Source organism: Martelella sp. AD-3, assembly GCF_001578105.1.
In the GTDB taxonomy this organism is placed as follows: domain Bacteria; phylum Pseudomonadota; class Alphaproteobacteria; order Rhizobiales; family Rhizobiaceae; genus Martelella.
Map to the genome: position 1 here is coordinate 1,913,386 of NZ_CP014275.1, position 18,587 is coordinate 1,931,972.

Consider the following 18,587-nt stretch of genomic DNA (forward strand, 5'->3'; position numbering starts at 1 on the left):
TGACTTTTCGCAAGTTGCTGCCGACGGTGTCATGGACGCTTCCGTCGCCCTGTCCCGCAGAAAACGCGGCGGACTATCGCCGCCACGCCGGGCTCAGGCCTGATCGGATACGCCGGATCTGATGCTCTCGCTGACCACCTCGTCGCCAAAGGCGGCTGAAAACGCCGCGATCGGCGCGTTCATGATATTCCGGCGATGCTCGAGTTTCTTGAAGCGGCGGCCGAAGACATTGTAGAGCAGCTGAAGCATGTGCGTCGCGACTGCCGATGTCAGCGCGGCGCCCGCAACCGTCCGGTTCATATGGCCTTCGTTCAGTTCGGGCGCGAGCAGCAGACCCAGGCGGGCATGCGCGAGCGGCGCTGTTATGCGCAGACGCTCGGCGAGCGCCTGCAACGCATCCAGCCTGTTTCCGGCGCGTAGCGCGCCAGCCTTCAGCAGCATCAGATAGATGAAGAACTCCGTGCCCGGTTCGGCGAGTTCAAGCGCCTCGTCATAGAGTTGGCACGCTGCGTCGATGTCACCCTCGATCGCCGCGATCTCCCCCCGCAGGGCCGCCGCGGTGGCAAAGGCAGAACCATGTCGGAGAGCCTGATCCACCAGACTTTCGGCGAGCGCCGTATGTTCATTGTTGACGAACAGAAGCAGCTTGGCGACGGCCAGTCCCATTTCGGGCATCTGTGGCAGCTCGCCCAGAACGGACAGGCTTGTCTCTTCAATTTCCCGCTCGATCGCCTGCCATTCATGCTGGGAAAGCCATTGATCCGGTTCACTCATGCTTTGCAGCAGGCGGGCATAGAGATTGAGCGCCCACATCACGCTCAGCCGCTGATCATGCGGGCTTTCTGCCATGGCGCGCTCAAGCATGCGCGCATTATCCCGCCAGCTGACCTTGTCGGGGTTGCCGCTGAGCGTGAGCGCCGCGTCGTGCTGGCGGATCCATGGCGGCAGGTCATCGGGCAGCTCGCCGATCGGCGGCGGCAGGGCGAGATGCGACCAGATGGCCTGCATGATGCCCTCTGTGCCGACCGCATTGCTGCCTGCGTGATGATCGACCCGTTTCATGCCGATAAACTGACCGGCATGTCTTAGAAGAAGCGCGGCGTGAAGAACGTCATCATGACGATGAAAAATCACCTCAACGCTGAAATGCGCTGTTGCAACCCGCCCGTCCTCTTCGATGATCACCGCCCGGTCCGAACCGACCCCCGCCTGAAGTTCGAGATGGAGCTGTTCGATGTAGCTTCGCGCCTCGGCGCCGCCGCGCTTGAGGCCGCGAACGGGACCGATAATCACAAAAGCCTTGGAATTTTCTCTATCCGCTGGCGAGCGTGGTGCGACCCAGACATAACCTTCGCCATATTGGGTGCGAATGAAGCGCGGTGCGCGCGGCCTGTCCCGAAGCTTGCGGCGTATCTGGTTGATCAGGAAATCTACGTGCCGGTCGCTGATACTGTCATTCTGGCCGCCGAGGACAGCGAGAAGATCATTGCGGCTCAAGAGCCTGCCGCCGTTCGCCGTGAAGTGCTGCAGCAGGGTTCGCTCCTGCCGTGTGAAGGTCAGGCTTTCTCTATCTCCAACGCGGTCGGCTGTCAGAAAGTCCGTTGAAAACACAATATCAAGATACCGCATATACCGACCCTAGGGGCTGTACGGCATATGGTAAAGCACGCGGAGCGCGAAGCACCTTCTTGTGTTTGCTTTTCTTTCGAGAGCAGTTTCTCGAGGCCGAGCTACCGGCGTTCGGTGTCGGGCCAGCCAGTTGCGGGCGTGCGCCGAACTGCGGCTTCGCGAGCCTTGCCGGAATTGCGCCTCAGGCCGTCTATAGTGCTCATATGAGCCATTGTGTGTTCGTTGACCTTACAAGTCGCCCATAAGCGGGCACGAAACATGTCCGGGAACGCGTCGCTTCGCTCTGGATGATGCCGGGATGGCGGAGGAGGTGGGATTCGAACCCACGGTACGCTTTCACGCACGCCGGTTTTCAAGACCGGTGCCTTAAACCGCTCGGCCACTCCTCCGTGAGGGCTGCGCTGCCGGTCGGCGGTTTTTGCGACCGTCATCCCTGCAGCGTTCCGCGCTTTATCACCGCTTTCTTGCGGCGGTCAATGCCGTATTGGAGCGCCGTGCGTTCCTTCGGACGCACAAAGGACGCTCCAACCTATCGAACCTCCGCATCGTGCTTTCCGAAAATCGATTCCGATTTTCGGGCCGATGCGCTAGCCCGCCTGTGCCGATATGCTCCTCTCACGCCTGTGGTTGCGGTGCTTCCGGCAATTGCGGGTTGAACACGGCTCTCGAATTTGCTACGCGCCTTAAAGCGGCCACGAAGTCTCCGCATAGGGGACGATATCCAAATTTCAAGATGGCGGTTTCAGGCGAGGTTTTCCCGCCGGCCGGTCAAGACAAATGGAAGAATTGCTGGCATGAGAGAGTTCCGGTTATCCGCTTCGGTCGCAATCTTGGCCGTGACAGCCATGCTGAGTGCTTGCACGACCACCGGAGATACATCCGAAAAGGCCGGGGATGAGGCCAAGGATGCCACGGAAACTGCTGGAGAACAGACGGCAACTGCCACGAGTCTCGGTTACCAGAAGGTCGGCAAGCCCTATCAGGTGAGGGGCAAGTGGTATACGCCCAAACATGTCGAGACATATTCCAAGGAGGGGCTCGCCTCCTGGTACGGGCCGAACTTCAACGGCGGGCGCACCGCCAAAGGCGAGACCTACGACATGAACCATCTTTCGGCGGCCCACAAGACGCTGCCGCTGCCGAGCTATGTCCGCGTCACCAACAAGAAGAACGACAGCTCCGTCATCGTGCGCGTCAACGACCGGGGTCCCTTCGTTTCCGGCCGGATCATCGATCTTTCGAAAAAGGCGGCCGAGATGCTCGACATGACCCATGAGGGCGTTGCCGATGTGCGCGTCGACTATATCGGTCCCGCGCCGCAGTCGCCCGATGACATGGATTATCTTCTCGCCTCCTTCGAGAAGAAGGCCGTGCCGGAAGGCGTGGACCCCGCCCGCTTCGGCGAAGCAGGCGTTCAGCTTGCGCAGGCTGAGACGAAACCGGCGACCGAGCGCTCCAACACGCTGATGGCCCTCGTCGAGAACAAGGCCGAGAAGAAACCGGCGGCGGCGGCCGCCAACATGAAGGTCGCGGCAGTCGCCTCCGCAAAGGCGCCGCAGGAGGCGCTGGCGCTCGTCGACAACGCGCCCGAAGCGCCGACAAGCGCAGCCGGAAAGGCGGCGGAGTCCATCCTGACCGACGATGCGAGCCTGCCCGTCGTCGCGCCCATTCCGTTTAAAAAATAGGGCCCCGCGCCCCCGGGGCTTTTTCCCGCCGCCGAAATCCTCTAAACCGGCGTCTGTCGGGACAAAAGGCGACGGACGACATGGCTGAGCAGGGCATTTTCATCAGTTTCGAGGGCGGGGAAGGCGTCGGCAAATCGACGCAGATCCGGCTTCTCGCCGAACGCCTCGGCATGCTGGGACACAAGGTTCGCGTTACCCGCGAGCCCGGCGGTTCGGCCGGCGCGGAGGCCGTGCGCCATGTTCTGCTCTCCGGCGCTGCCGAACCCTTCGGCGTCGGCATGGAGGTGCTGCTGTTCGCCGCCGCGCGCAACGATCATGTCGAGGAGATCATCCGGCCCGCGCTCGCGGCGGGACAAATCGTGCTCTGCGACCGGTTCATGGATTCCTCAAGGGCCTACCAGGGGGCGACCGGCGCGCTGGCGCCGGAATTCGTCGCCACGGTGGAGCGGGTCGCCGTCAACGGCGTTCGCCCGGACCTGACGCTGATCTTCGATCTCGATGCACTGGAAGGATTGAAGCGGGTGCGCGGGCGGCTGCCGGAAACCGCGCTTGCCGGCGCGCCCGACCGTTTCGAGAAGGACGACATCGCCATTCACGCGGCGCGGCGGCAGGCATTTTTAAGCATTGCCGAGGCCGAGCCCGAGCGTTGTCGGGTCATCGATGCCGCGGCCGCGCCCGAAACGGTTGCCGGGGCGGTCTGGCAGGTCGTGTCGGAAGTCCTTGCCTCCCGCAATCTCGGGAGTGGCGCCGATGGCTGACGAACTGCTCCTGGAGGGCGCTGTCGAGCCTTCGCGCAACCGCCATCTCTTTGGTCACGGCGAGGCCGAAGCCTATCTCGCCCAGTCCTATCGCGGCGGCAAGGGACATCATGCGCTGCTTCTGGAAGGGGCGGCCGGCATCGGCAAGGCGACGCTCGCCTTTCGCTTTGCCAACCACGTGCTGCATTTTCCCCATCCCGCCGATGCGCCGGATCACCTGATCGAGCCGGACCAGACATCGCCGCTGACGCGCCAGATCATCGCCGGCGCATCGCATGACCTTTTGCATCTGAAGCGCCCGGTTGATGCGAAGAGCGGCAAGCTGAAGACCGCGATCACCGTGGAGGAAGTGCGCCGGGCTGGCCACTTCCTGTCCCAGACCTCGGGAACCGGCAATTGGCGCATCGTGATCGTGGATGCGGCCGACGACCTTAATCGCAATGCCGCCAACGCAATTCTGAAAATCCTCGAGGAGCCGCCAAAAAACGCTATGTTCCTGTTGATTTCGCATGCGCCGGGAAGGCTCCTGCCGACGATCCGCTCGCGCTGCCTGCCGCTGCGCCTGCGCCCGCTGGCCGCGCAGGACCTGGCTGCGGCGCTCGGCGCGCTCGGCCTTTCTGCGGGGGGGCAGGACGAAGAGCGCATGGCGGCGCTCGCAAACGGCAGCGTCGCCGAAGCCCTGAAGCTGGTCAACTATGGCGGGCTGGAGATCATCGATGCCTATGACGCCGTGCTGGAGGGAACGGTCGCCGAGGCGCGTCTCGTCATGCACAAGCTTGCGGATACGGTTGCAAAGCGCGAGAACGAGACCATTTTCGATTTTCTGCTCGGCCATATCGACGGGGACATCAAGACGCGGGCGCGCGAGGCGGCATTTTCCGGCGATCTCCCGCTTGCCGAAAGGCTGGCCGGTCTGTCCTCCAGGATCGCGGCCGACGTGGCGGAAGCCGATGCCTACAATCTCGACCGCAGGCAGCTGGCGCTCGATCTGCTGTCGCGGCTGCGAACCACGCTTGAGCCCCCGGGCGCCGACGCCTGAAGCAGGTTTGACTTGATGCGCTGATTGAGGGGCGGTAAGACCGGTCAGATTTCAGCACCGGTTCCGGATTTCAGCGGACGCCGGCTTGCCCGCAATATCAGAAACGTCCCCGGAGCGAACCGGCTCCCAGACAGCCATGCACACGGACAGCGGAATGAGCGACAACAACAGGTATTTCATCACAACGCCGATCTTCTATCCCAACGGCGCGCCGCATATCGGTCATGCCTACACCATGATCGCCACCGACGCGCTTGCGCGTTTCCGCAGGCTGGACGGCATGGATGTGCGCTTCCTCTCCGGCACGGACGAGCACGGGCAGAAGATGCAGCAGACCGCCGAAAGGGAAGGCGTCGCCCCGATCGAGCTGGCGGATCGCAACTCGGCGGTCTTCCGCGGGCTTCTCGCCACGCTCAACTGTTCCAATGACGATTTCATCCGCACCACCGAGGAGCGTCATCGCAAGGCCGTGCAGGCGCTGTGGAAGCGTATGCAGGAGAATGGCGACATCTATCTCGGCAAGTATGGCGGCTGGTATTCGGTGCGCCAGGAGGCCTATTTCGACGAGGGCGAGACCACGCTCGGCGAAGACGGCGTGCGTCGTGAGCCGCTCGGCTCCCCGGTCGAATGGGTCGAGGAGGAGAGTTATTTCTTCAAACTGTCGGCCTATGGCGAGCGCCTGCTCGAATATTATGACGACCACCCCGATTTCATCGGCCCGGCGGAGCGGCGCAACGAGGTGATCTCCTTCGTCAAGTCGGGCCTGAAGGATCTGTCGATCTCGCGCACGACCTTCGACTGGGGCGTGCCGGTGCCCGGCGATCCGGACCATGTCATGTATGTCTGGGTCGATGCGCTGACCAACTATATCACAGCGCTCGGCTTTCCGGACGAAAACGGGCCGATGTGGTCCTACTGGCCCGGCATTCACATCATCGGCAAGGACATCATCCGCTTTCACGCGGTCTACTGGCCGGCCTTCCTGATGTCGGCGGGCGTGGCACTTCCGGAGCGGGTCTATGCCCACGGCTTTCTTCTCAACAAGGGCGAGAAGATGTCGAAATCGGTCGGCAATGTCATCGATCCCTTCAATCTCGTCGACCATTTCGGGCTCGACCAGATCCGCTATTTCATGCTGCGCGAGGTCTCCTTCGGCCAGGACGGCAGCTACAGCGACGAGGCGATCGGCACGCGCATCAATTCCGATCTCGCCAATGGCATCGGCAACCTCGCCAGCCGCTCGCTGTCGATGATCGCCAAGAACTGCGACGGCAAGGTCCCGGAATGCGGTCCGTTGACGGCGGAGGACGAGGCGATGCTGTCTTCTGCCGACGGCGTCATCGAGACGGTGCGCGAGGCGATGGAAAAGTTCGCCATCCATCGGGCGATGGCGGCAATCATCGGCCTCGTTTCTGAGGCCGACCGCTATTTCGCCGGGCAGGAGCCCTGGGCGCTGCGCAAGACCGATCCGGAGCGCATGGCAACCGTTCTTTACGTGACGGCGGAGGTGGTGCGCCAGGTTGCGATCCTGCTGCAGCCGGCCATGCCGGCCTCGGCGGCGAAATTGCTCGACCTCGTGTCGATCCCGGAAACAGAACGCGATTTCGCGCATTTGGGAAAGACGGGTCGTTTGAAATCGGGCATGCCGCTTGAAAAACCGTCGCCGGTCTTCCCGCGTTACGTTGCGCCCGAGGAATAGGAATTCATGCTGATCGATAGCCATTGCCATCTCGATTTTCCCGACTTTGACGCCGAACGCGACGACCTCGTTGCGCGCGCGAAGGAGGCGGGTGTCGCGCAGATGGTGACGATCTCAACGCGGGTAAAGAAATTCAATCAGGTCGTTGAAATCGCTGAAAAATACGAGAATGTATTCTGCTCTGTGGGAACCCATCCTGCCAATGCCGATGAGGAACTCGACATCGGCACGGACGAACTCGTCCGTCTGAGTGGCCATCCGAAAGTGGTGGCGATCGGCGAGGCGGGGCTCGATTACCACTACCAGCCGGAAAAGGCCGAGGTGCAGAAGACCGGGTTGCGGCGGCACATCGCCGCCGCGCGGAAAACCGGCCTGCCGCTCGTGATTCACAGCCGCGATGCCGATGACGACATGGATGCGATCCTGCGGCGGGAGACCGGCGAGGGCGCGTTCCCTTTCATCCTCCACTGCTTTTCTTCCGGGGCGGCGCTGGCCCGTACGGGGGTTGAGCTTGGCGGCTACGTGTCCTTCTCCGGCATCCTGACCTTCAAGAAATCCGATGATCTGCGTGCCATCGCCGCCGATGTGCCCATGGAGCGCCTTCTGGTGGAAACCGACGCGCCCTATCTGGCGCCGACGCCCTTTCGCGGCAAGCGCAATGAGCCCTCCTATGTGGTCAACACAGCGCGGGTTCTGGCCGAGGTCAAGGGCGTGAGCGAGGCGGCGATGGCCGATATCACCACGGAGAATGCCTTTCGCTGCTTCTCGAAGATGACGCGGGTCTGACCTTGGTCTACCGCCGCCGCTTCACCATTCTGGGCTGTTCTTCCTCGCCGGGCGTGCCGCGCATTACCGGCGACTGGGGTGCGTGCGATCCGGCAAACCCGAAGAACCGGCGCACGCGCACGGCCTTTCTCGTCGAGCAGTTCGCCCCCGATGGCGGGGTGACGACGGTGGTGATCGACACCGGACCGGATTTCCGCGAGCAGATGATCCGGGCAGGGGTAAGGCGCATCGATGCCGTGCTGTTTACCCATGCCCATGCCGATCACATCCACGGGATCGACGACATTCGCGGTTATTTTCATGCCCAGCGCCAGCGCATCCCCGTCTATGCCGACGAGGCGACGATGGCGCGCATTCTGGAAGGCTTTGCCTATTGCCTTGAGACCCCGAAAGGCAGCGCTTATCCGCCGATCGCCCGGGCCAATATCATCACGGATATCGGCAGCCCGGTCGAAGTCGACGGCCCGGGTGGCGTGATGCGGTTCATGCCGCACCGCCAGCAGCATGGCGACATCATCTCGCTCGGATACCGACTGGGCGGCGTTGCCTACTGTACGGATGTCAGCGATTTTCCGGCCGAATCCGTTGCGAAACTGCGCGATCTCGACCTTCTGGTGATTGACGCGCTGCAATATCATCCGCATCCGAGCCATCTCTCGCTCGGGCAAGCGCTTTCCTGGGTGGAGCGCCTCGGCGCGAAGCGCGCGATACTGACGCATATGCACATTCCGCTCGACTACGACATCGTGGCGTCCGAAACCCCCGCCCATGTCGAACCCGCCTTTGACGGGTTGAGCGTCGAGTTCTCGGTCGCGGACGAAACGGTCTGAATTAAAATTTTACCCCTCAGTTCAGTTTGCGTATTGCGATTGCGCGACATCTCCGCGCTAGCGTATTTCGGCGCTAAATGCGTGATCTCTCAGGTTAAACTGACTACGACGAAAGTCTGTCAACCCCAGAAAACAGCAAATCCCTGTTGAAATCGGGACCGATTTCTGCCCATTCTTTGTCCGTTCTGGAAATTTGAGGTTGATTTAGGCAGCGCGAATTGCAGTATGAAGCCGGATTGCTTGAGAAGGCCCGTACAAGAATTGGGCCCGCGAGGTCCACAATGACAAGGGGACAAAATGGCTGAAAACCGGGGTGCTTCGGTTAAGTACGATAGTGTTCAAAAGAGTTATGACGGCGAAAGCCTCGTTGTTAAGAAATTAAATCTGGATATTCCGCCGGGCGAGTTTTTGACCATGCTCGGTCCCTCCGGCTCGGGCAAGACGACCTGTCTGATGATGCTGGCCGGTTTCGAGCCCGCCACCTACGGCGAGATCTATCTCAACGAGAAGCCCATCAATAACGTGCCGCCGCACAAGCGCGGCATCGGCATGGTGTTCCAGAACTACGCTCTGTTTCCGCACATGTCGGTTGCCGAAAACCTCGCCTTTCCGCTGCAGCTTCGCAACATGGGCAAGGCCGAGCAGGAGGAAAAGGTCAAGCGCGCGCTCGACATGGTGCAGCTTGGCAATTTCGGCGGACGCCGCCCGGCGCAGCTTTCCGGCGGCCAGCAGCAGCGCGTGGCCGTCGCGCGCGCCCTGGTCTTCGATCCCGAACTGGTGCTGATGGACGAGCCGCTCGGCGCGCTCGACAAGCAGTTGCGTGAGCAGATGCAGTACGAGATCAAGCATATTCACGACAATCTCGGCGTGACCGTCGTCTATGTGACGCATGACCAGACCGAGGCGCTGACCATGTCGGACCGCGTGGCGGTCTTCAATGACGGCGTGGTGCAGCAACTGTCCGAGCCGTCGATGCTCTACGAAAACCCGCAGAATTCGTTCGTCGCCCAGTTTATCGGCGAGAACAACAAGCTGAGCGGGACGGTGACCGAGATCCGCGGCGGCGAATGCACGGTGAAGCTCGATGACGGCACGGTGATCATTGCCGACAAGGTGAATGTCGACAAGGTCGGCGACCGCACGACCATTTCGCTCCGGCCGGAGCGCGTTGAAATCGTTCCCACCGATGATCATGCCAATACCATTACCGGCACGATCGAGGAACTGATCTATCTTGGCGACCATATCCGCGTGCGCATGAATGTGTGCGGAAACGACGAGTTCGTCGTCAAGGTTAGAAATCGCGGCGAGCGCTGGGATTTGCACAAGGGCAAGCAGCAGGCCATCGGCTTTGCTGCGGCCGACTGCAAGGCGCTTGATCCCGTCGCGTAACAGCAACTGCCGATCTCGCTTATCGGCGGTTCTAAGGATGCGGACCCACTGGTTCGTGCAATCATCTCGAAGAAGGGGAAGAAAGACTATGAAAACCAAGTCTATTATTCTGGCACTGGCGGCATCGCTCGCCACATCATCAGCAGCTTACGCCGAACAGATGACCATCGTATCGTGGGGCGGCGCTTACCAGGCTTCGCAGAAGAATGCTTACACCGATCCCTACATGGAAATGAATCCGGACATTGAAGTCGTCTGGGACGAATCCTCGAATGAGGCCGTTGCCAAGCTGCGTGCCATGAACGAGGCCGGCAATGTGACCTGGGATCTGGTGGACGTCGTTGCCGCCGACGCCATGCGTCTTTGCGACGAGGGCCTTGCCATGGAGTATGACCCGGACGAGCTCCTGGCCGATGCGCCCGACGGCACGCCGGCTTCGGAAGATTTCGGCGATCTGATCGTCTCCGATTGCTTCATTCCGCAGATCGTCTACTCCACCACCGCCGCCTACCGTCCGGATCTGCTGCCGGAAGGCGCCCCGGAACCGGAATCGATCTGCGCCATGTTCGATACCGAGACCTATCCCGGCAAGCGTTCGCTCGAAAAGCGGCCGATCAATAACATGGAATGGGCGCTGATCTGCGACGGCGTTGCCAAGGAAGACGTCTATGACGTGCTCGAAACCGAGGAAGGCCAGGATCGCGCCTTCGCCAAGCTCGACACCATCAAGGACGACGTGATCTGGTGGTCGGCCGCCGCCGAGCCGCCGCAGCTGCTCGCCGACGGCGAAATCGTCATGGGTTCCTCCTATAACGGTCGCTGGTTCTCCGCGATCGTTGAAGAAGACCAGCCCTTCAAGATGCTCTGGGATGCGCAGGTGTTCGACCTCGACGGCTGGATCATTCCGGCCGGCCTGCCGGAAGATCGCCTCGCCATGGTCAAGGACTTCGTCAAGTTCGCGACCGACACCCAGCGTCTTGCCGACCAGGCGGCCTACATCTCCTATGGTCCGGCCCGTAACTCTTCGGCTCCGCTCGTCGGCAAGCATGCCGAACTCGGCGTCGAGATGGGTCCGCACATGCCGACCGCTCCGGAGAACGCCGAGAACGTCTTCGTCTACAACTACGAATGGTGGGCTGACTACCGCGATGACCTGGACGCCAAGTTCCAGTCCTGGCTGGTGCAGTAAGCACGCTTTTCGCTGACGATATCGTGGAAGGGCCGGCTCCGGCCCTTCCGCACCGACAACGGACCAAGGCCGCATCAGACGGTCGAGCATGATGGCCGAAGGCCGAACCAGCAAAAGAAGCGGGGACCATGAGCGACACGACCTCCAACACGGCGGAGAAGCTGACGACCTCCGACGGCAAGCCGCTGAAGGCGAGCTTTGCAAAGGCACTGCGCCGCCAGAAGATGCGCGCACTCATACTCATCGCGCCGCTCCTGCTGTTCGTGCTGGTTTCCTTTGCCGCGCCGATCGTGGACATGCTGTTCCGCTCCGTTCAGAACGAGATCGTTCCCGAAACGCTGCCGCGCACCGTGACGGCGCTTGAAAGCTGGGACCCGGCTTCGGGCGAACTGCCCGATGAATTCGTGTTTGCCGCGCTGCGCGATGACCTGATCATTGCTGCGGAGCGCAAACAGCACACGAGGCTCGGCTCGCGGCTGAACTATGAGATGACCGGCATGTCGAGCCTGTTCCGCAAGACGGGCCGTCGGGTTGACGATTTCGGCGAGATTTTTACCGAACAGTTTGAGGACCTGAACGAGGCCTGGGTCGAGCCCGCCACATGGGTTTCCCTGATGGCCTCTGAAGACTGGATCGCGGCGCAGGCCGAATGGGCCACTGCCGGCGATGATAGCGCAACGGAACCTGCGTTCGTCGTCTCGGAGGCGGCCAAGGAAGCCCTGCCGCGCACGGCCGAGATCTATGCCGGCTTTGCCAATGTCATTCAAACGGAAGACGAAGACAGCCCGACCGAGGAAGAGCCGTGGAACCCTGTCTATGCAGCGCTTTACGGCGACCTGATCGCCAATCCCGATGCCGCTGCCAGCTATTCGGGTGTGACGGCTGAACTGCTGGCGACGGCTGCCGCTGCGGTCCCCGAATTCGAGGCGACCACGGCGCGTGAGGAATTCATCGACGCCGACGAGGACTGGGGCTCGCTCGACGTCTGGCAGACGCTCTATCGCTTCAAGGGTCCCTATACGGCCGGCTATTATCTCGCCGCGCTCGACGCCCAGATGACGGCCCACGGGATCGAAATGGTGCCGGAAGACCAGCGCATCTATCTGCTCCTGTTCATGCGCACGCTGGTCCTGAGCGTGGTCATCACCTTTTCCTGCCTCATTCTCGGCTACCCGATCGCCTTCCTGCTCTCGCATCTGCCGCTCCGCTCCGCCAATCTCCTGATGATCCTGGTGCTTCTGCCGTTCTGGACATCGCTTCTGGTCAGAACCTCTGCGTGGAAGGTGCTGTTGCAGCAACAGGGCGTCATCAACGATATTCTGGTGTTCATCGGCCTTGTCTCCGATGACGGACGGCTCGCGCTGATCAACAATGCGACGGGCACCGTCATCGCCATGACCCATATCCTGCTGCCCTTCATGATCCTGCCGCTCTATTCGGTGATGAAGACGATATCGCCGACCTATGTGCGCGCGGCGAAAAGCCTGGGCGCGACGGACTGGACGGCCTTCTGGCGGATCTATTTCCCGCAGACCGTGCCCGGCATCGGCGCCGGCGCCGTTCTCGTCTTCATCCTGTCGATCGGCTATTACATCACGCCTGAACTGGTCGGCGGCACCTCCGGTATCTTCATCTCCAACCGGATCGCCTACCATATCTCGAGTTCGCTGAACTGGGGCCTGGCGGCCGCGCTCGGCACGCTGCTTCTGGTCGTGGTGCTGCTCTGCTTCGTCATCTACGACAAGCTCGTCGGCATCGACAATGTGAAGCTCGGATAGGAGAGGGACCATGGCCAAACTGCCCCCATACATGACCACCGGCCAGCGCGTCTGGCACTACGGCTTCCGGGTGATCTGCGGACTGATCTTCTTCTTCCTGATCTTTCCGATCCTGGTGATCATTCCGCTCAGCTTCAACGCGACGGACTTCTTCACCTTCACGCCGGAAATGCTGTCCTTCGATCCAGCCGGCTATTCGTTCAAGCATTACCATGACTTCTTCACCAATCCCGACTGGCAGCAGGCGCTCAGGAACTCGGTGATGATCGCGCCGGCCGCGACGCTTCTGGCGACCGGCTTCGGCACGCTGGCCGCTATCGGCCTGTCGCAGAGCCATGTGCCCTATCGCGGCGCCATCATGGCAGTCCTGATCTCGCCGATGATCGTGCCGCTGATCATCTCGGCCGCCGGCATGTATTTCTTCTACTCCCGCCTCGGCATTCAGGGCACCTATTGGGGCGTCGTTCTGGCGCATGCCGTGCTCGGCACGCCATTCGTCATCATCACCGTGACGGCGACGCTGGTCGGTTTCGACCGGTCGCTGGAACGGGCGGCGGCGAGCCTCGGCGCAAACCCGGTCACCACCTTCTTCAAGGTGCAGATGCCGCTGATCCTGCCGGGCGTGATTTCGGGCGCGCTGTTCGCCTTCATTACATCCTTCGACGAGGTCGTCGTCGTGCTGTTCGTCGGCTCCGCCTCGCAGAAGACTCTGCCCTGGCAGATGTTCACAGGGCTGCGCGAGCAGATTTCGCCGACGATCCTGGCCGTCGCTTCCATCCTGGTAACGATTTCGATCATTTTGCTGACGGTGCTGGAGCTGCTGCGCCGCCGTTCGGAAAGACAGCGCGGCCTTTCACCGGGCTGACGGGTCCGATTTCGATCCGTACCGTCGCGCCCTCCGTAGAGATGTGTGAACCGCATTTTTCCGGAGGGCGACGTGTCTGTAACTCTGCTGATTTCCGTTTTCATCGGGCTTTGCCTTGGCATGGCCGGCGCCTGGGCCGTTCAGAGGCTCACCGGCAACAGCGGCTGGATCGATACGATCTGGGCCGCTCTCACAGGGCTTGGCGGGCTCTCCGTCATCGTCTTCTCGGAAGCCGGAAATCCGGCGCGCAAGTGGCTCGCCGGCATTCTCGTCGGGCTCTGGGCCCTGCGGCTTGCCGGCCATATCGCCACGCGCAGCGCCGGCAAGAAGGATGACCCGCGCTATGCCGCGCTGATTGACGAGTGGGGCGACAGCGCCGGGCCGCGACTGCTGTGGTTCCTGCAGATCCAGGCCTTTGCCGCCTTCATTCTCGCTCTGTCGATCTATGGCGCAATTCTCAATCCGGCGCCATTTCCCGGCATCCTCGACGGACTGGCCCTCGTTGTCGCCTTGTTCGCGATCGCGGGCGAGGGGACGGCCGACTGGCAACTTTCGCAGTTCAAGCGCAGAAGCCCGGAGGGCAAGACGGTCTGCGATATCGGTCTGTGGGGCTATTCGCGTCATCCGAACTATTTCTTCGAATGGACCTGGTGGTGCGCCTGGCCGCTGCTGGCGCTTGCCGGTTTCCAGTCGTTCCTGCCGTTCATGCTGTCTCTCCTCGCGCCGCTGATGATGTATTGGCTGCTCAACCATGTGTCGGGCATCCCCTATCTGGAACAGCATATGGAGCGCTCACGCGGGGAGGCGTTCAAGGCCTACCAGAAACGCGTCAACGCCTTTTTCCCGTGGTTTCCGCACGGTAAAAAATCAACGTCTGCAGGGCGTTGAGCCGGATAGATGATGTTCATTAACAAACCCGGACAAGAGGGCGTTCGCCGCGACGACCCGCTTGGCGGCGCGGCCGGCGCCACGGCCCTGGTGCTGGCGCTCAACAAGCCGGTCTACCCGCTCTATGTCTGGTTCCTGGCCGAAAGCGCGTTTCATCTCTCCCTGCTGACCGCGCTGACCATGCCGCTCTATCTCGCGGTCTGGCATCTGTCGCGCATCGGCAAGGGGCGTGCGGCCCGTCTCGGCATGGTGATTGTCGGCGTGGTCGATACGTTGGCGATCGCCTTTGTTCTCGGCGGGGAGAGCGAGACGCTTGCCTTCCTGTTCGCCTGCCTGATGCTTGCCGGACTTTCGTTCTACCGTACGGAGGTCTGGCTCTCGCGCGGACTTGTCGCGGCGATCTTTGTCCTGTTTGTCGTGCTTGAGGGGCGCATCGGAGCGCCGTTGATGCCGGTTGCGGCAAACGACATGCGAAGCCTCGCCTTTCTCAACGTCACGGGAGCGGCTGCGCTTGCCGCCTTCATCATGCTGCGCTTCCCGAGGGCGGAGCGGCCTGAGTGAACTTCAAAGCGCCGGCTTCATCAGGTGGAATTGCGCGACGTCGATCCGCCCGGCGCTGAAGCCGGAGGCGCAGTAGTTGAGATAATAGCGCCACATCCGGCGGAAGCGCTCGTCGAAGCCGAGCGGGTGGATTGCCTCCCATTCCGAAAGAAAGCGCTTTTCCCACTCCAGTAGCGTGCGCGCATAGTCATTGCCGAAAGAGAACAGGTCCTTCACCGCCAGTCCGGCACTGGACGCGCCCTTGCGGAAGGTCTCGATGGAGGGAAGCATGCCCCCGGGAAAGATGAAGTGCTGGATGAAATCCGGATTGTTCCGGTAATCGTCGAGGCGGTGATGCTCGATCGCGATCGACTGGATCACCGCCGTGCCGCCGGGCGTCAGCCGCCGGTTGACCGTCTCGAAGAAGACTGGCCAGTTTTCCTCGCCCACGGCCTCGAACATCTCGATCGAGACGATCTTGTCAAACGTGCCCCGGCAATCCCTGTAGTCCTCGAGCCGGATGTCGGTTTGCGCGGCAAGGCCCTTTTCGGCAAGCCGTTCGCGGGCAAACTTCGCCTGTTCCGCAGACAGGGTGAGGCCTGTGACATGGCAACCGGTCGTTCTCGCCGCATGCTCGGCAAAACCGCCCCAGCCGCAGCCGATCTCCAGGATCCGGTCCTGCGGCCCCACCTGCAGGCAGGCGAGGATGCGGTCGTATTTGGCCGTCTGCGCCTCAGGCAGGGAGCGCTCGCGGCCCTCGTAGAGCGCGCTCGAATAGGTCATCGTCTCGTCGAGCCATAGCTTGTAGAAGGCGTTGCCGAGGTCGTAGTGGAAGGCGATATTGCGCTTGCTGCCCGTTTTGGTGTTTGCGCGCAGGCGGTGGCGGAGGCGGCTCACCCGGGTGAACAGATAGGAAGAGGACAATGTCCGCGACAACTCCTCCTCATTGGCGATCGCCAGATCGATCACGGCGCCGAGGTCCGGCGTGTCCCAGTCGCCGTCGATATAGGAACGCGCAAAACCGAGGTCTCCCTCGCTGAGGAGGCGAAACAGCGGGCGCGGATTTTTGAGGCTGATTTCCGCCTCAGGCCCTTGCCTGCTTCCGCAAACCCGGGCGCTACGGCCATGGGGAAAACGCAGCGTCAGGGATCCGGTGTTGATGCGCCCGGCCATGCCGGCGATCGGCTTCTGCCACAGTTTCAGGCTTCTGTGCGGGGCTTGTCGGTCATGCATCTCGGTCATCGGCTCCGTCTTTTCGCAGCGGGCCGCCTGCGACAACGCTTTGAACGCGCAATGCGGACGGCCGGTGTTTGAATACCGGTATTCCCTTCATCAACAGTCGTAAAGCTTCGAGGTGGATCCCCGCAATGATTTTGACGGTCATCAGCGGATAGGTTGCAAAGGCGGAAAGAAGCGCACGGTCGGAGAGCGCCGCGCGCTTGCCGTTGAAGGCGGCGAACAGAAGCGGACCTTCGCCATCCTTCTCGTTGATCCGTACCGACACCGTTTCGCCGGGCGGCGCGATGGAAAAGTGATAGATGCACTCCATCGGGATGAAGGGGGAGACGTAAAGTTTCTTCTCCGCCGTCTGCCGCACCGGTCGGCTGTCATCGGCGACGGGGATCACATAGGTCATCCGTTCCTTGAACGTGTTGCAGACCTCGTAGAGGATCGCGACAAGACCGCCGTTTTCGCGGTAGCAGAAGTAAACCGTGAGCGGGTTGAAGACATAGCCGAGAATGCGCGGATAGCAGAGCATCTCCACGCGGGCGACCGGCGCGGAAATGCCGGCTCTCCCGACTTCGCCCAGTGCCCAGGATTTCAGCCCGCCGCCGTCAAGAGCGCCGTGATCGCGGTCATGGACGCTGAAGAGGGCGAAGCGGTTGTGACCGAAAAGCCGCATTGCGCGATCAAGTGTCGGCAGTTCGTCAAGGTCGATCAGCAGCGAGAACACGCGGTAGTGCAGCCGATGCGTCTTCGGCCGGTGACGCCGGTGAATGACATCGCCTTTGAAGAGGGCGGAGTTCCAGCTCATTCGGCGGCGACCAGGTTCGGTTGAAGGTGGATGCGGCCGGACTCGTTTTCCACCGACCAGGGTCGCCTTATGCCGCCGAGTGCTTCCGCCGCAGCGAGGCCCGACTGTAACCCGTCCTCGTGAAAGCCGCTGCCGAAATGCGCGCCGCAATACCAGACATTGCCGCGTCCCTGGATCCGCCAGAGGTCGCGCTGGGCCTCGATCGCGCCGCGGTCGAAGAGGGGATGGGTATAGGTGTAGCGGGCATGGACTGCATCCTCACGGATGGGCTCGGCCGGATTGAGTGTCACGAACAGCGGATAGTCCTCATCGATATTCTGCAGCCGGTTCATCCAGTAGGTCACGCACAGCGAGATGTCGTCGGCCCTCTTTCGCTCGAGATAGTTCCAGCTCGACCAGACCTTGCGGCGCCTCGGCATCTGCCTTGCGTCACTGTGCAGATAAGCATCGTTGACGGTGTAGCGAAAGGCCGAGAGAAGCCTTTTCTCGGTTTCGCCGGCATCCGCCAGCATGGCAAGCGCCTGGTCGCCATGCGTTGCGACCACGACGGCGTCGAATTCCGGTTCCTCGCCGTGATCGAGCGTCAGGCGCACGCCGGTGTCGATACGATGGATCTGCCGGACCGGGGTCGAAAGGCGGATATCGCCGTTGATCTGCTCCAGCATGCGCGTGACGTAACTCCGGCTGCCGCCCGACACCGTGCGCCACTGGGGCCTGTCGACGAGCGTCAGAAGCCCGTGACTTTCAAAGAAACGGGTGAAGGCGGCCAGAGGGTAGGCGCGCATCTGATCGGCCGTGGTCGACCATATCGCCGCGCCCATCGGCAGGATGTGATCTTCGACAAAGCGTCTGGAATAGCCCTTGGCATCGAGATAGTCGCCAAGCGTCAGTTGAAGTCCGGAGGTTTCCTTCGCCGCTGCCGGCGCCTCCCGATAGAAGCGGAAGATATCATAGACCATCCGCCAGAAGCTGAAGCGCAGGATATTGGACTTCTGCGCCAGCATGGTGGCGATGTTGGTGCCGCCATATTCGAATGCGCCGTTGTTGAGCGAGGCCGAGAACGACATGTCCGAATCCTCCGTGGCCACGCCGAGATGGGAGAACAGGGCGGTGAGGTTCGGATAGTTGCGTTCGTTGTAGACGATGAAGCCTGTGTCGACGGGGATGTGCCGGCCGTCAATGACCGCATCGGCGGTGTTCGAATGGCCGCCGGGGCGGCTGTCGGCCTCGAACAGCGTGACATGGGCGGATTTGCTCAGGAGCCATGCCGCCGAGAGGCCGGAAATGCCCGAGCCGATGACGGCAATCTTCCTGTCGGCGCGGAACTTCCGGTGGGCCTTGTCCAGCGTGTGATGCATGCGCGGTTTTCCTCTGTTCTTTGCCCTGAATAACGTCTCCGACAGCCGGACGGATTGAAATCGGAAGAAATTTGTTGGAACCTTCAATCCGGTTGGAAAACCGCGCCGTTATAGCT

16 protein-coding genes, 1 tRNA gene and 1 pseudogene are annotated in these 18,587 nt (G+C 61.7%); 12 read left to right on the plus strand and 6 right to left on the minus strand.

The genetic code is table 11. The features are described 5' to 3' along the window. Window positions 1-93: 93 nt before the first annotated feature. From AZF01_RS24460 to AZF01_RS08880, 3 genes and pseudogenes are all read right to left on the minus strand, one after another. Complete coding sequence (locus AZF01_RS24460) at window positions 94-1,062, minus strand: hypothetical protein (RefSeq protein ID WP_244435612.1); 969 nt, start codon at window positions 1,060-1,062, stop codon at window positions 94-96. A gap of 339 nt (window positions 1,063-1,401) precedes the next feature. Then, window positions 1,402-1,629: pseudogene (locus AZF01_RS24720) on the minus strand (helix-turn-helix domain-containing protein); the annotation flags it as partial. 299 nt (window positions 1,630-1,928) lie between these two features. Further along, window positions 1,929-2,018 (minus strand) — tRNA-Ser (locus AZF01_RS08880). A 447-nt stretch (window positions 2,019-2,465) separates the two neighbouring features. Between AZF01_RS08880 and AZF01_RS24680 the strand changes: the two genes are divergently transcribed. The 12 genes from AZF01_RS24680 to AZF01_RS08940 all read left to right on the plus strand — a co-directional run bounded on the left by AZF01_RS24680 (window position 2,466) and on the right by AZF01_RS08940 (window position 15,099). Next, complete coding sequence (locus AZF01_RS24680; protein ID WP_305728868.1) at window positions 2,466-3,314, plus strand: septal ring lytic transglycosylase RlpA family protein; 849 nt, start codon at window positions 2,466-2,468, stop codon at window positions 3,312-3,314. Between the two features lie 80 nt (window positions 3,315-3,394). Continuing rightward, window positions 3,395-4,072, plus strand: a complete 678-nt coding sequence (tmk, locus tag AZF01_RS08890) for a dTMP kinase (RefSeq protein WP_024709884.1) — start codon at window positions 3,395-3,397, stop codon at window positions 4,070-4,072. Next, complete coding sequence (locus AZF01_RS08895; RefSeq protein WP_024709885.1) at window positions 4,065-5,111, plus strand: DNA polymerase III subunit delta'; 1,047 nt, start codon at window positions 4,065-4,067, stop codon at window positions 5,109-5,111. Before tmk ends, AZF01_RS08895 begins: the two co-directional genes overlap by 8 nt. A gap of 154 nt (window positions 5,112-5,265) precedes the next feature. Continuing rightward, entirely contained in the window at window positions 5,266-6,810 is a 1,545-nt protein-coding gene (metG, locus tag AZF01_RS08900; protein WP_024709886.1) for a methionine--tRNA ligase, read from the plus strand. A gap of 6 nt (window positions 6,811-6,816) precedes the next feature. Continuing rightward, window positions 6,817-7,596, plus strand: a complete 780-nt coding sequence (locus tag AZF01_RS08905) for a TatD family hydrolase (RefSeq protein WP_024709887.1) — start codon at window positions 6,817-6,819, stop codon at window positions 7,594-7,596. 2 nt (window positions 7,597-7,598) lie between these two features. Next, window positions 7,599-8,426 carry an MBL fold metallo-hydrolase gene (locus AZF01_RS08910; RefSeq protein ID WP_024709888.1) on the plus strand — a complete coding sequence of 276 codons (828 nt, stop codon included), beginning with the start codon at window positions 7,599-7,601 and terminating at the stop codon, window positions 8,424-8,426. A 297-nt stretch (window positions 8,427-8,723) separates the two neighbouring features. Beyond that, on the plus strand, window positions 8,724-9,818 hold the full coding sequence (locus AZF01_RS08915; RefSeq protein WP_024709889.1) for an ABC transporter ATP-binding protein: 1,095 nt from the start codon (window positions 8,724-8,726) through the stop codon (window positions 9,816-9,818). 88 nt (window positions 9,819-9,906) lie between these two features. Continuing rightward, window positions 9,907-11,007 carry an extracellular solute-binding protein gene (locus AZF01_RS08920; protein WP_024709890.1) on the plus strand — a complete coding sequence of 367 codons (1,101 nt, stop codon included), beginning with the start codon at window positions 9,907-9,909 and terminating at the stop codon, window positions 11,005-11,007. Between the two features lie 128 nt (window positions 11,008-11,135). Further along, complete coding sequence (locus tag AZF01_RS08925) at window positions 11,136-12,785, plus strand: ABC transporter permease (protein ID WP_024709891.1); 1,650 nt, start codon at window positions 11,136-11,138, stop codon at window positions 12,783-12,785. Window positions 12,786-12,795: 10 nt separating this feature from the next. Beyond that, window positions 12,796-13,650, plus strand: coding sequence for an ABC transporter permease (locus AZF01_RS08930; protein WP_024709892.1), 855 nt, complete (start codon window positions 12,796-12,798; stop codon window positions 13,648-13,650). 72 nt (window positions 13,651-13,722) lie between these two features. Further along, complete coding sequence (locus tag AZF01_RS08935; protein ID WP_024709893.1) at window positions 13,723-14,538, plus strand: DUF1295 domain-containing protein; 816 nt, start codon at window positions 13,723-13,725, stop codon at window positions 14,536-14,538. Window positions 14,539-14,550: 12 nt separating this feature from the next. Beyond that, window positions 14,551-15,099 carry a hypothetical protein gene (locus AZF01_RS08940; protein ID WP_152534638.1) on the plus strand — a complete coding sequence of 183 codons (549 nt, stop codon included), beginning with the start codon at window positions 14,551-14,553 and terminating at the stop codon, window positions 15,097-15,099. A 3-nt stretch (window positions 15,100-15,102) separates the two neighbouring features. Here AZF01_RS08940 and AZF01_RS08945 read toward each other — a convergent pair whose 3' ends face one another. Genes AZF01_RS08945 through AZF01_RS08955 form a run of 3 tightly spaced genes read right to left on the minus strand, consistent with a single transcriptional unit; the run spans window position 15,103 to window position 18,471 of the window. Then, window positions 15,103-16,320, minus strand: coding sequence for a cyclopropane-fatty-acyl-phospholipid synthase family protein (locus AZF01_RS08945; protein ID WP_024709895.1), 1,218 nt, complete (start codon window positions 16,318-16,320; stop codon window positions 15,103-15,105). Then, window positions 16,304-17,113 carry a DUF1365 domain-containing protein gene (locus AZF01_RS08950; protein ID WP_024709896.1) on the minus strand — a complete coding sequence of 270 codons (810 nt, stop codon included), beginning with the start codon at window positions 17,111-17,113 and terminating at the stop codon, window positions 16,304-16,306. Before AZF01_RS08950 ends, AZF01_RS08945 begins: the two co-directional genes overlap by 17 nt. Continuing rightward, entirely contained in the window at window positions 17,110-18,471 is a 1,362-nt protein-coding gene (locus AZF01_RS08955; protein ID WP_024709897.1) for an NAD(P)/FAD-dependent oxidoreductase, read from the minus strand. Before AZF01_RS08955 ends, AZF01_RS08950 begins: the two co-directional genes overlap by 4 nt. Window positions 18,472-18,587: the final 116 nt, after the last annotated feature.

Bases quoted from the DNA above. Each gene is read 5' to 3' on its own strand.
- AZF01_RS24460 (WP_244435612.1), bottom strand. From the start codon at position 1,062: ATGAAACGGGTCGATCATCACGCAGGCAGCAATGCGGTCGGCACAGAG.
- tmk (WP_024709884.1), top strand. From the start codon at position 3,395: ATGGCTGAGCAGGGCATTTTCATCAGTTTCGAGGGCGGGGAAGGCGTC.
- AZF01_RS08895 (WP_024709885.1), top strand. From the start codon at position 4,065: ATGGCTGACGAACTGCTCCTGGAGGGCGCTGTCGAGCCTTCGCGCAAC.
- metG (WP_024709886.1), top strand. From the start codon at position 5,266: ATGAGCGACAACAACAGGTATTTCATCACAACGCCGATCTTCTATCCC.
- AZF01_RS08905 (WP_024709887.1), top strand. From the start codon at position 6,817: ATGCTGATCGATAGCCATTGCCATCTCGATTTTCCCGACTTTGACGCC.
- AZF01_RS08915 (WP_024709889.1), top strand. From the start codon at position 8,724: ATGGCTGAAAACCGGGGTGCTTCGGTTAAGTACGATAGTGTTCAAAAG.
- AZF01_RS08920 (WP_024709890.1), top strand. From the start codon at position 9,907: ATGAAAACCAAGTCTATTATTCTGGCACTGGCGGCATCGCTCGCCACA.
- AZF01_RS08925 (WP_024709891.1), top strand. From the start codon at position 11,136: ATGAGCGACACGACCTCCAACACGGCGGAGAAGCTGACGACCTCCGAC.
- AZF01_RS08930 (WP_024709892.1), top strand. From the start codon at position 12,796: ATGGCCAAACTGCCCCCATACATGACCACCGGCCAGCGCGTCTGGCAC.
- AZF01_RS08940 (WP_152534638.1), top strand. From the start codon at position 14,551: ATGTTCATTAACAAACCCGGACAAGAGGGCGTTCGCCGCGACGACCCG.
- AZF01_RS08945 (WP_024709895.1), bottom strand. From the start codon at position 16,320: ATGACCGAGATGCATGACCGACAAGCCCCGCACAGAAGCCTGAAACTG.
- AZF01_RS08950 (WP_024709896.1), bottom strand. From the start codon at position 17,113: ATGAGCTGGAACTCCGCCCTCTTCAAAGGCGATGTCATTCACCGGCGT.
- AZF01_RS08955 (WP_024709897.1), bottom strand. From the start codon at position 18,471: ATGCATCACACGCTGGACAAGGCCCACCGGAAGTTCCGCGCCGACAGG.